Source organism: Oleidesulfovibrio alaskensis DSM 16109 (assembly GCF_000482745.1).
Taxonomy (GTDB): Bacteria; Desulfobacterota; Desulfovibrionia; order Desulfovibrionales; family Desulfovibrionaceae; genus Oleidesulfovibrio; species Oleidesulfovibrio alaskensis.
The window spans coordinates 93,977-106,462 of record NZ_KI519495.1; the positions used below are offsets into that span (position 1 = coordinate 93,977).

General features: G+C 60.2%; 11 protein-coding genes. 1 reads left to right on the top strand and 10 read right to left on the bottom strand.

What is annotated here, in order from left to right; translation table 11 throughout:
• Window positions 1–97 precede the first annotated feature (97 nt).
• Complete coding sequence (locus tag H586_RS0115765; RefSeq protein ID WP_027182509.1) at window positions 98–1,222, bottom strand: branched-chain amino acid ABC transporter substrate-binding protein; 1,125 nt, start codon at window positions 1,220–1,222, stop codon at window positions 98–100.
• 334 nt (window positions 1,223–1,556) lie between these two features.
• On the opposite strand from H586_RS0115765, the gene H586_RS19590 reads away from it, so the two are divergent.
• Window positions 1,557–4,010 carry an ATP-binding protein gene (locus H586_RS19590; protein WP_051364070.1) on the top strand — a complete coding sequence of 818 codons (2,454 nt, stop codon included), beginning with the start codon at window positions 1,557–1,559 and terminating at the stop codon, window positions 4,008–4,010.
• 40 nt (window positions 4,011–4,050) lie between these two features.
• Here H586_RS19590 and H586_RS0115775 read toward each other — a convergent pair whose 3' ends face one another.
• The 9 genes from H586_RS0115775 to dnaJ form a co-directional block, all read right to left on the bottom strand.
• The gene (locus tag H586_RS0115775; RefSeq protein ID WP_027182510.1) at window positions 4,051–5,118 is read right to left on the bottom strand and encodes a glycosyltransferase; all 1,068 of its coding nucleotides are present in this window, start codon (window positions 5,116–5,118) and stop codon (window positions 4,051–4,053) included.
• Between the two features lie 124 nt (window positions 5,119–5,242).
• Window positions 5,243–6,184: an aminodeoxychorismate lyase gene (locus H586_RS0115780; protein WP_011366404.1), complete on the bottom strand. Its 942-nt coding sequence runs from the start codon at window positions 6,182–6,184 to the stop codon at window positions 5,243–5,245.
• Between the two features lie 18 nt (window positions 6,185–6,202).
• A complete protein-coding gene (locus H586_RS0115785) occupies window positions 6,203–7,249 on the bottom strand; it encodes an aspartate-semialdehyde dehydrogenase (RefSeq protein ID WP_011366403.1) in 1,047 nt (348 codons plus the stop codon).
• 50 nt (window positions 7,250–7,299) lie between these two features.
• Window positions 7,300–7,716: a bacteriohemerythrin gene (locus tag H586_RS0115790; protein WP_027182511.1), complete on the bottom strand. Its 417-nt coding sequence runs from the start codon at window positions 7,714–7,716 to the stop codon at window positions 7,300–7,302.
• Between the two features lie 133 nt (window positions 7,717–7,849).
• Window positions 7,850–8,293: a DMT family transporter gene (locus tag H586_RS0115795; RefSeq protein ID WP_027182512.1), complete on the bottom strand. Its 444-nt coding sequence runs from the start codon at window positions 8,291–8,293 to the stop codon at window positions 7,850–7,852.
• Window positions 8,294–8,305: 12 nt separating this feature from the next.
• Window positions 8,306–8,698 (bottom strand): (deoxy)nucleoside triphosphate pyrophosphohydrolase, encoded by a 393-nt coding sequence (locus H586_RS0115800; protein ID WP_011366400.1) that lies wholly within the window; start codon window positions 8,696–8,698, stop codon window positions 8,306–8,308.
• A gap of 47 nt (window positions 8,699–8,745) precedes the next feature.
• Window positions 8,746–10,716 (bottom strand): ABC-F family ATP-binding cassette domain-containing protein, encoded by a 1,971-nt coding sequence (locus H586_RS0115805; RefSeq protein ID WP_027182513.1) that lies wholly within the window; start codon window positions 10,714–10,716, stop codon window positions 8,746–8,748.
• A 158-nt stretch (window positions 10,717–10,874) separates the two neighbouring features.
• Window positions 10,875–11,354 carry a cyclic pyranopterin monophosphate synthase MoaC gene (moaC, locus tag H586_RS0115810; RefSeq protein ID WP_011366398.1) on the bottom strand — a complete coding sequence of 160 codons (480 nt, stop codon included), beginning with the start codon at window positions 11,352–11,354 and terminating at the stop codon, window positions 10,875–10,877.
• 2 nt (window positions 11,355–11,356) lie between these two features.
• Window positions 11,357–12,484, bottom strand: coding sequence for a molecular chaperone DnaJ (dnaJ, locus tag H586_RS0115815; RefSeq protein WP_011366397.1), 1,128 nt, complete (start codon window positions 12,482–12,484; stop codon window positions 11,357–11,359).
• Window positions 12,485–12,486: the final 2 nt, after the last annotated feature.

The following is a 12,486-nucleotide window of genomic DNA, read 5'->3' on the forward strand; positions in this document are numbered from 1 at the left end:
TGCGGTGCGTCACACCGGTCTGACCGGCATGATCCGGCTATGCGGCAGGACGGGGAGCATACACCCCCCGTCCGTGTTTGCCAATGGGGTAAGGTGGTTACGGCTGCAGTACAAAGTTGCCGTTTTCATCCACGCGGTACAGGCGGTACAGGTCGCCCACACGGTCGCCTTTTTCGTTGAACGAAAGCGAACCGGTAAGACCCGGCAGATCCTTGAGATCTTTTTTCATGTACGCGGCAATATCCTGCGGGTCGGTGGAACCGGCACCGGTGATGGCGGCCTTCAGAGCGATAAAGGCATCGCCGGCCAGCACAGACCACACGGAAGCAGGCATGGTACCGTAGCGGGCCTTGTAAGCGGCGGCAAAGTCCTTTGCCTGCTTGTCGGGCAGGTCCTGCAGGGTGGGCGGGCTGATGAACAGGAATCCGGCAGCGGATTTGCCCGCAATTTTCACCAGATCAAGGTTGTTGGTGGCGTCGCCGCCCATCATGGGCACGTCCCACTTCATTTCCTGCTTCTGCCGCAGCAGCATGCCTGCCTCGGGGTAGTAGCCGGTAAAGAATATGGCGTCGGGCCCTGCGGCCTTCAGCTTGGTAAGTATTGCGGAATAATCACGTTCGTTGGGAGTGAGCGCATCATAGAACACCACTTCGGTGCCTGCGCTTTTCAGCAGAGTCAGCGTTTCTTCGGCCAACCCTTTGGCATACGACGTGTTGTCGTGCAGGATGGCGATCTTTTTATAGCCTTTTTCCTTCAGCACGGCTGCGGCCACGCGGCCCTGTTCGTCGTCGCGCGGACAGGTGCGGAAAAACAACGGCAGACCTTTTTCGGTAAGCCGGATGGCCGTGGAACCGGTAGCCACCTGCACGATGTCCATCTCGTCATAGATGGCCTGCGAGGCTTCGGTAATGGCCGAACCGTATGTGCCGATGACGGCCGAAACACCCATGGTGGAAAGACGCTGGGCTGCCAGTGCGGCAGTTTTGGGGTCCCCGGCATCGTCCTCGACCACTATCTCCACCATGTCGCCGTTAATGCCGCCCTGAGCGTTGGTCTGTTCGGCCAGCATCAGAACAATGTTGCGCATGTCCTGACCTTCGCTGGCCCACGAACCGGTCAGCGGACACATAAGACCGATTTTAACGGTACCGGCCATGGCAGTGCCGGCCATCAGCACCGTGGCAACAACACCCAGAACAAAAGCCGTCATTTTTCTGCTCATGAAAAAACCTCCTGCCCGCGGGTATGCGGGCGTCATGCGTACGCGGCCTGATGCCATCATTCCTCAACGTCCGCCACTGTTGCCGCCGGAGCCTCCGTGCGCCGTATGCGTCTGCGGAGACGGGTATCCCGTGAGGAGCATATACCGGCCAGACAGAATTGTCAAAAAGGCAGTCCTTTTACATGGCTTTCACCCGATCATTTATACTCATTTCAGCAAACGGACATGCCGTCACTGATTAATTATGCGTCTCAGGTGGCGCCGCCTTGCCGATACCCCTGTGATAATGGCATAGTGTCAGTTGACCTTGTGCCTGCAAACGCGAGAGGCTTTAATGATGTATGCCGTGCACGCCCTGCTCAAAGCCCTGTGGCGTCTGGAAAAAGAAAACGAAACGCTGCGAAGCGCCCTGAGCGGTACGCAGCATGCGGCGCAGGCCAGACCGCTGGGCGGGCTGCCGTATGCAGAGGTGGCTCTGCGTCCCGGAGCCGGAGAGCAGACCGGAGGAGAGGCCGGGAAACAGGCGGACACATCTCCGGAAATGGGCCGCGACCTGTACGTCAGCCATGTAAGCGACGCGCTGCTGGAACTGGCCGGCATGACAGCGCCCCTGAAAGACCCCGCAGACATATTCACGGCCGTGCCGTGGCAGCTGGCCCTGCTGTGCACGCAAAGCACCCCCGTGCTGGTCAGCATTCCCCTGCGCATCCGCACCGCACAAGGGGGCTCGCTGCCGGTGCTGGCCATGCCGCTTCCGCTGCCGCATCACGACTCCGCGGCGTCCCGGACCTCATGGCGGTTCATGGTGCTGCCGGTTGACGGCGTTCCCTGCGAAGACGGTATCAACCTGACCCGCGCCATGGCAGACAACATGATAGACATGCTGTGGGCAAAGGACACCAAGGGCCGTTACCTTTTCGCCAACAGAGCCATCTGCGAAAAACTGCTCTGCTGCGACGGCATAGACCCGCTGGGACGCGATGATATCTATTTCGCACGGCGCCAGCGCGCGCTGGGCTGGCAGCACACCTTCGGCGAACTGTGCCTCAACAGCGATGACATCGTACTGCTGTCGCAAAAGCCCGGCAGATTTGTGGAAGACGGTCTGGTACAGAACAAGTATCTGGCTCTGGAAGTGCAGAAATCGCCGCTGTACGATCCGCGGGGTGTGCTGATAGGCACCGTGGGCACAGGCAGGGACATAACACGCCAGAAAGAGGCGGAAGAAGCCCTGCGGCGCAGCGAGCACCGCTTCGGCATGGTGCTGCGCGCCACCAGCGACATCATATGGGCCTATGACATCGCCAAAGACACCATGACCTGCGGCAAGATGGACTCGCCCGACCCGTTCCGCGCCATGCAGGAATGCCATTGTCTGCCGGTGCACCATGAAGAACTCAAAGACATCAAAGACCATGTGAGCCGCTTTTTCAGAGAAGGCGGCGACAACCTGCAGCATGAGTTCAATCTTACCGCACACGACGGAAATACCATATGGCTGCTTTCACGCGGGCGTGTCATGGAATTTGACGAAAAAGGCGCGCCGCTGCTGGCCGTGGGGTCGCATACCGACATCACGGAACTGAAAACAGCACAGGTGGCCGCAGAAGCCGCGGCAAAAGCCAAAAGCGCCTTTCTGGCCACCATGAGCCATGAAATACGCACCCCCCTCAACGGTGTACTGGGCATGCTCCAGATACTCGGCAACGAAATTACCGACCCCAAACCGCTGCGCCTGACAAGAACTGCGCTGGATTCCGGACGCAAACTGCTGGCCATCATCAACGATATTCTGGATTTTTCCACCATCGACGCCGGAGCGGCACCGCTGGACCACGCACCTTTGCGCATCCGCGAGACCGTGAACTCCGTGCTGGCCAACTTCAGCGAAGAAGTACGGCAGAAAGGACTCACCCTTACGGCTGTGGTGGACCGGGCAGTACCCGACGTGCTGGTGGGCGATGAATCACGCATCAGACAGATTCTGTTCAATCTTGTGGGCAACGCCGTCAAGTTCACACGCGAAGGTTCCGTGCGCGTCGACGTGCTGCTGCTTACCGCCCCGGCTGACGAAGAGGCGCGGCTGCTGGTAACGGTGGAAGACACGGGCATCGGCATGGAAGCAGAAATGCTGCCGCGCATTTTCGATCCTTTTTTCCAGGTAGACGGAACCTACCGCCGCCGTTATCAGGGCACCGGACTGGGGCTGGGCATCGTACGGTCTCTGGTAAGCATGATGAACGGCAATATAAGCGTGGAAAGCACCCCCGGGGTGGGCACCACCATCTGCTGTTCGCTGCTGCTGCGCAAGGCGCAGCCCCAAGAGCAACCGGCCGGAGGACAGGAGCAGGAAATACCCGCCTTGCCGCCCGCCCGCATTCTGCTGGCGGAAGATGAAGAAGTGAACCGCATGGCCGCCACATATCTGCTGCGCAAAATGGGACACACCGTCACCGCGGCCACCAGCGGACTGCATGTCATCGAACTGCTGCAGGACCATGAACCGGACTGCATTCTCATGGATATCCAGATGCCCGACATGGACGGCATAGAAACCACAAAGGTCATACGCGGCGGCCAGATAGCAGGGCTGGAAAACATACCCATCATAGCGCTGACGGCACATGCCATGAAAGGGGACAAGGAAATATTCCTTGCCGCGGGCATGGACGGCTACATTTCTAAACCCATTGATGCGGCAGAACTGCAGCGCGAACTGTACAGAATACTGCATACCGGCAAAAACAAAAAACCGCCGCACACCAAGCACGACGGCACACAGGAATAACAAACGCAGCCGCGCGGCCGCGGCGGGCAGGCACAGGGCATCAGACCAGCAGACTGCGGTACAGCCGCATGTACGCCCCCGCCATGCGGACGTCGGTAAATTCTTCCAGCGACTGCCTGCCCCCCTGCACCAGACGGGCACACAGCCCCGCGTCCGAAGCCAGACGGGCGATGCCCCGCGCCAGAGCACCATGGTCGCCGTTGGCAAATGCCAGCCCGTTATCTTCGTGCCGCACCAGCTCAAGGTTTGAGGCAAGGTCCGAGGCAATGACGGGCAGCCCAACGGCCCAGCCTTCCTTGATGACGGCACTGGAACCTTCGCCGTCCACCGATGGCACAGCCAGTATGTCAAAACCGGGCATCATGACCCTGCTGTCCTGCCAGCCGAGGCAGGCCATACGGCTTTCAACACCTTCCTGCCGCGCAAGCTCAAGCAGCGGCTCAAACAACGGCCCGCTGCCTATGATGCGCGCCTCCCACGGCGGCAGCGTGCCCGCTGCACCGCGATGCAGTTCGCCCAGCGCGCGGACAAACACATCATGCCCTTTCTGCCGCGTAAGCGCCCCGACCATGCCGATGACCAGCCGCCCGTCCTGTCTGGTGGTTCTGGGAGTATACAGCGAAGCGTCTATGCCCGAATGAATGACGTGCACCTTTTCTGCGGGCATGCCTGAATCGCGCATGACCTGTGCTATTTCAGCACTGACCCCCACCACGGCATCTGCCAGCAGATATTTGCGGCCCCGCCAGCCCTGACGCAGCGGATACGAGACCCGCCGGGTATGCAGCAGGCGGGTGGCGCCGCCGCTGCGGCTGTGCAGCCAGGCCCCCAGTCCCGCACTGTGGGCGTCGTTGGTGTGCAGAATGCATGTTCTGCCGCGCAGGTGCCGCATCAGGGTATACAGCGTACGCGGGTCCCACGCGCGCCTTCCGCCCAGCGGCAGCACCGGCAGACCGGCGTCCGCCGCCATATGCAGCAGCGGAGCGTTACGCGGCGCGGCAACGACGCAGGAAAATTCAGGGCTGTCCGCCAGCCGCTGCGCAAGGTAAAAAACCTGTCGCTGACCGCCGCGCAATTCATGCCCGAGGTCAAGCAAAACTATATGCATATCCATCACTGCCGCTACCGTGTTGCGTTCTTGCCCGCCCCGAGAAAACAGGGCCGCGCCGGCTTGCGGCGCGGCCCCGGTATGTTCTGCGGGTGCAGGGCGTTTGCCTTCTGCAGGCTTCCGGTTAAAAAGAAATACCGTTCTCCGCAAGATCCCTGCGCAGGAGCTCGCGGAAACGGCGTGCCACAGGGCCGGGTCTGCCCCCGCCCACGGGCTGCCCCTCAAAGGAGACAACACTCACACATTCCGTCGTGGTGCCCAGCACCATGACTTCTGCGGCGCGGTACAGTTCATCCTCGCGCACCTTGCGGAATGCCACATTCATTTCATCACGCACCAGATCAATGACACGCATGATGGTGGTGCCGGAAAGCGCGTTGGTGAATTCGGGAACAACCAGCGTGCCGTCGGCGTCCACAAGGCAGAGGTTTTCCGTGGGGCCTTCGGCAATGAAATCATTCTCGTCAAAACTGACGGGAATGTCGCAGCCGCGGGAACGGGCCTCAAGTTTCATGAGCACGTTGGGAATATAGTTGGCGTTCTTGATGGTGGCCAGATAGCCCTGTTTCGCGGGAATGGACGTCCGGAACGCGGTAACGCCCTTTTCATACCATTCCTCAGGCTTGGGCGTAAGGCTGTACGCCACAACGTACAGGCTGGGCACAGGGCACTCGGCAGGGTCGATGCCGAACCCGCCGGGACCACGTCCCAGCAGAATGCGTATGCAGCCGTCGGGCGTGTCCGCTGCGCGGGCTACCTGCAGCACGATGTCGCGCAGCACGCTCTGCGTGCATGGGGGTGTCAGGTATATCCCCCGCGCCGAGCGCTCCATGCGCTCCAGATGGGCATCCAGCTGGTACAGCCTGCGCCCTTCAAACTTCATGCTTTCAAAAACACCGTCGCCGCGGTGGGCAAGGTGATCATCGGCCGGCATCAGCAGCAGACGCGGGTCACGGCAGATGGCCTCCATGCGGTGTTCGTAAAACGCAAGAATCTTGCCTTCGGCACTGCGGCGTGTCGAAAGCAGCTTTTCCACCCACGCATCGGTATCAAGAACAGGTATCAACGCAACTGCTCCGTTATATTACAGGAATTTTCCGGGATCGGCGATATCCAGCAGAGAACGCTCCACCAGTTCTTCGGCAATCTGTACGGCATTAAGTGCGGCGCCTTTGCGCAGGTTGTCAGCCACCACCCACATGTTCAGACCGTTTTCAATGGTATGGTCTTCACGGATGCGCCCGACAAAGGTTTCATCCTCACCTGCGGCATGAATGGCCATGGGGTAGATATTTTCCGAAGGATTATCCAGCACACGCACGCCGGGAGCCTGCGCCAGCACGGCGCGGGCCTGCGCCGCGGTCAGTTTTTTCTCCGTTTCGATGTTCAGCGATTCGGAATGGCCGTAAAAAACCGGCACGCGCACGGTGGTGGCGGTAACCTTCACCGACGGGTCGCCCATTATCTTCACGGTTTCCTGCACCATCTTCAGTTCTTCCTTGGTGTAGCCGTCTTCAAGGAAAACATCGATGTGCGGCAGACAGTTGAACGCTATCTGATACGGATATACCGAAGCTTCGGGCTCCTGCATGTTAAACATCTGCCGCACCTGTTTTTCCAGTTCGGATATGGCCTTCTGGCCGGTACCGGAAACAGCCTGATAGGTGGAAACCACCACGCGGCGTACGCCTGCCGCATCATGCAGAGGCTTGAGGGCCACAACCATCTGGATGGTCGAGCAGTTGGGGTTGGCAATGATGCCGTTGTGCAGCTTGAGGGCGTCGGGGTTGACCTCGGGCACCACCAGCGGGCAGCGCTCATCCATGCGCCAGTTGCTGGAGTTGTCCACCACCACGCAGCCGGATTTCACGGCATGGGGGGCAAACCGGGCCGAAGTGCCGCCGCCTGCAGAAAACAATGCGATATCAACACCTTCAAAGGAGTCTTCGGTAAGTTCGCGCACGGTGAGCTCGCCACCCTTGAAGGGTACGGTGGTTCCTGCGCTGCGGGCAGAGGCCAGCGCGCGCACCTCATGAGCGGGAAATTCACGATCTTCCAGCGTCTTCAGCATTTCGCGGCCCACAGCACCCGTGGCACCTACAACCGCAACGACCAAACGTTCCTTGGACATTAAAAACTCCTTGTGAGTGGAAAAACATGTGCCGCCGCCCGTTTTCCGGACTATGCGGTAACGCCCCGCGAACGCAGGAATCTGCCCAGCTCCTTGTCACGCACCATAACATGGTCCTTCCACCAGTCCTGCAGATAGTCAAGCATTTCAGGTGTTATTTCAGAACCTTCTTCGATGTAGCGCAACAGAAAACCGATGGCGTCCGTAAAAAACTCGCGATGCTCCTGCATATGCTGTTCATAATCCGGCATTTCAAAGACAAACCGCTCCATGTACTGGCGCTCCAGCGCGAAATGTTCATGTGCGTAGTCGTTCAGACGGGTTATGAGACCGCACAGCACCGCACGGTGATTCCCCTGCATATAGGCGTAATACAGCTCATTGATGATCTCTGTAAGCTGCTGATGCTGATCATCAAGCTCTTTTATGCCGATCTTCATCGAATCCTTGAGTTCAAGCTGCCGCATATGCTTTTCCGCTTTGGCCCTGCCGGCCTTATGCATTATCGCCCGATCCTGCCATAGATCCGGCGAAAACGGTCCTGAACCATTCTATGCCAACATTGCGGCAAAGAAAACCCTCGGCGCCTGCGGCGCACAATTAAAACCGCCGGATGAGATACACGCCCGCCCCCACCATGACAAGCCCCGCAAGGCGCGGCAGATTGACGGATCGGGCCTGATAGCCCAGCACCCCGAAGTGATCCAGCAGCACCGAGGCCGTCACCTGTCCCGCCAGAATGAGCGCGACCATGGTTGTGGCCCCCAGTCGGGGCGCAAGAAAAGTGACCGCGCTGACAAAAAAAGCCCCGAGCAGACCGCCTGTCCAGTGCCACCACTGTGTGGTGCCCGGAACAGGTACCGCCGGCGCGGTGCGCGTGACCAGACACCAGCACACAAGCGCCGCGGTGCCCACGCTGAATGATACCAGCGACGCCAGTACCGGGCTGCCCGCCCAGTGCGCCTGAAGTCCGCTGTTTATCCCCGCCTGCGTGGGCAGGGTGGCCCCCGCCAGCAGCGCCATGACAAATAACAGTGCGCTCATGGGTATCCCCCGTCAGAATGTGATGGTGGCCAGATCGGCCACAAGCGGCCTGTCCGCCTCCAGAAAACGCAGCCGCAGCGCCTCGTCGCACCGCAGCCACGCCAGCCTGTGACCTTCCAGCCCCTGAGGCTCGCCCGCAAAGCCGGTCACATGAAAAAACCTCAGGCGCACGGCGAGATCCTCGTAAGCATGCTCCACGCTGCGCCAGAAGCAGAAATCCCGGACATCCACGCCCAGCTCTTCCTTCAGTTCGCGCGCCAGAGCCTGTTCCGGAGTTTCGCCCTGTTCTATCTTGCCGCCGGGAAACTCCCAGAAGCCGGCACGGGGTCTGCCCTGCGGGCGCTCCACTGCCAGAAAACGGCCGCCGCGCCACAGAATGCCCGCCACCACATCAACAGATTTCATACTGTTCCCGTATCATGACGCCACACTTCCGGCGACAAATAAAAACATCACAAACCGGCCTGCTGTCTGCGGGCCTCTATGTCCGCCATGCCGGATTCCAGATCGGCCATGGCCTCCATCAGCTCTTCACCCCGGGCCTGCAGACTGTGGAACAGCCTGAGCAGTTCCGAAGCCCTGCCGGCGTCGGCATACACATCAGGACTGGCAAGCAGGGTCTCGGTCTCGGTCTGTTCCGCCAGTACCGACTCAAACTCTTTTTCCAGCGCATCGTACTTCTGCTGCAGGGGCTTCATCTCCCTGTGCAGTCTGTTGCGCAGCTCTGCCTGTTCCCGCTTGACGCGTTTCTGCTCCTCGCGGCTCAGCCCTGCCTGCACCGGACGCTCCGCACTGTCATCCCGCGCGTCCAGACTGATGCGGCGGGCCTTTCTGGCCTCATCCCACGCCTCATAGCCCCGTTCGTACACGGTAAAGCCCTGTGCGCCCAGCTCCCACACCTGCTCGGCAGCGCAGGAAAGCAGATGTCTGTCGTGCGCCACCATAAGCAGCGTGCCCGGAAAACTGTCCAGCGCATCCACCAGCGCCTCGCGGCTTTCAAGGTCCAGATGGTTGGTGGGTTCGTCCAGCACCAGAAAATTGCACCGCGCAAGAAAGAGCATGGCCAGAATGAGCCTGCTTTTTTCGCCGCCGGAAAGAGCGGAAACCTGACGCTCAAAGTACGCCTGTCCCAGCATGAACAGACCGAGCACGCTCATCAGCTCTTCTTCCGTGGTACGGGGGTCGCTCAGTCTGCGTATTTCACCCAGCACCGTATTGGCCGGATTAAGTGTATCCAGCTGATGCTGGCTGAAATAGCCCATACGCACCAGACTGCCCTGCACCACGGACCCGCCGGTTTTTTCCAGCCTGCCGGCCACAAGCTTGAGCAACGTAGACTTGCCGCAGCCGTTCGGTCCCACGAGCGCTATTTTCTGCCCGCGGTACAGCTGAAAGCTGAGTGCAGGCCACAGGGCGGTGCCGTCGCCGAAGCTGAACGTCAGGTCCACCACGCTGAGCACGGTTTTGTCCGCCCGCGCAGGTTCGGGCCAGGCGAAATCAAGCGTACGCCGTCTGGCCTCCAGCGTCACACCGTCCAGCTCGCGTTCCATCTTTTCTATCTGCTTCTTGCGCGAATTGGCCTGCCGCGCCTTGGTCGCCTTGGCCTTGAAACGGCGCACGAAATCCATCTTGCGCTCAATCTCTTCGGCCATGCGCTGCATCTCGCGTTCCTTGCGTGCTTCGTTTTCTTCGTGCAGCGCCAGAAACTGCGTAAACGTGCCTTTGCGGTACATGGGTCTGCTGCCGCCCAGATACAGCACATGGGTACCCACCTTATCCATGAACACCCGGTCGTGGGCCACAAACACCAGTGCGCCCTTATACTCCGTCAGAAACTGTTCAAGCCACTCCACGGCATCCAGATCAAGGTGGTTGGTAGGTTCGTCCAGCAGCAGCACATCGGCCCCCGCCGTCAGCACCCGCGCCAGCTTGGCCCTTTCGCGCCAGCCGCCCGAAAGCTCTCTCAGGGTTCTGTCCCATTTGCTCTCGGCAAACCCGAGCCCCGAAAGAACGGCCCGCGCGCGGTGCTCGGGATTGTAGCCGTATACCTGCTCCAGTTCGGCCTGCCGGTGGCCCAGAGAACGCAGGGCGGCCTCGTCGCGCCGCTCTGAAGCTGCCTCCCATTCATGCCAGAAATCATTCCAGTCGGGCAGCACATCCAGCACCCACTCAAGCAGGGGGGTGTCGAGTCTGGTCTCGTCCAGCTCCTGTTCCACATAGCCGAGACGGCAGTTTTTCGGATAGGTCACCCTGCCGCCGTCGGGCGCAGCGGCTCCTGCCAGCATGCGCAGAAAGGTCGATTTGCCGCATCCGTTGGGCCCGCAGACGCACAGACGCACGCCTGAAGGCACCTCCAGTGAAAAATCGGAGAACAGCTCGTGTCCGCCGTATGATTTTGTCAGATTGAGTACTGAAATCTTCATAATCTCTCCGGAGCGCATACCGGAAGCGCTCCCCTGCAGTCATCGCTGCCGCACCGCACGGCAGGTACGGCGGCACATACGACAAGGCCCCGCTCCGCAGGTGACGGAACGGGGCCCTGCCCGAAACATGTCTACTGAAACGGCGTCGGCGCGGTGGTTCAGCAGGCTCTGAATTCGCCGCTTTTACCGCCCGATTTGTACACCAGACGACAGTCGCGCAGCACGATGTCCTTCTGAACAGCCTTGCACATGTCGTAAATGGTCATGGCCGCAACCTGCGCGGCCACAAGGGCTTCCATTTCGACACCCGTCTGCCCCGTGGTTCTGGCTTCGGCTTCCACCACCACGCCGGGCAGAGATTCATCCACGGTAAAACGCACATCCACATAGCTGAGAAACAGCGGATGGCACAGGGGAATAAGTTCCCACGTGCGTTTGGCCGCCTGAATGCCTGCCACTTTGGCCGTGGTAAGCACATCGCCTTTGGGCAGCGCCTGTTTCACAAGCATGTCCAGCGTGGCAGGGGCCATTTCCACCTTGCCGCGCACGATGGCCGTGCGTCTGGTGTCTTTTTTGTCACCCACATCCACCATGGTGATGGAACCGTCGCCGTCCATGTGTGAAAAGCCGCTGCTCATTTTCAGTCCATTCCCATGGCCTTGCCGGCCTTTTTGAACATATTCTTGACCTTGCGCAGGGGTCTGTTCTCTTCCAGCCGCTCAAATTCGCGCAGCAGCTTTTCCTGCTCGTCATTGACGCTGGAAGGAATGCGCACAGTGACCTCAACCAGCAGCGCACCTGTCTGGCTGCTGCCGAGATGAGGCAGCCCCTTGCCGGCGATGCGGAACACTTCGCCGCTCTGGGTGCCGCGCGGAATATCCACGGTCACGGGATCATCCAGCGTGGGCACTTCCACCTTGTCGCCCAGAATGGCCTGCACAAAGGAAATCTCTTTGCGCACCACAAGGTCCTGTCCCTGACGGCGGAAGGTTTTGTCGTCGTCCACCCGTATGACCACATACAGGTCGCCGGGGGGCCCCCCGTGCACGCCGGGTTCGCCTTCGCCGCGCAGACGCAGACGGTTGCCGGTATCCACTCCGGCGGGAATGCGTACGGAAAGCTCACGGATGTCCTGCACCTGCCCGGCACCGCGGCAGCGCGGACACGGGTTGCGCACTATACGTCCTTCGCCGCGGCAGGCACTGCAGGGCATGGCCATCTGGAAAAAGCCCTGCTGGCGCACCACCTGTCCCGAACCGCCGCACTGGGGGCAGGTTTCGGGCTGTGTTCCCGGTGCCGCGCCGCTGCCCGAACAGTCGGGACAGGTCACATTTTTAGGAATGCGCAGGGTGACTTCGTCGCCCCGTGCCGCCTGTCTGAAAGAAATATTCAGATTGTAACGCAGATCGGAACCGGCCTGCGGACGCGGACCGCGCGCACCGCCCATGCCGGCGAACCCGAAAAGGTCTCCGAATATATCTCCGAAATGAGCGAAGATATCTTCCGTGCTGGAAAAGCCGCCGCCTCCGCCATAGCCGTTGCCGTTTACACCGGCATGGCCGAAGCGGTCGTACCGTGCGCGCTTTTCTGCGTCACGCAGCACGTCGTATGCTTCCGCGGCTTCCTTGAATTTAGCTTCCGCTTCGGGGTTGTCAGGATTTCTGTCAGGATGAAATTCCATGGCCTTTTTGCGGTAGGCACGTTTTATTTCATCGTCTGCGGCATCCCGCGAAACCCCGAGCACCTCGTAATAGTCACGCTGGCTCATGA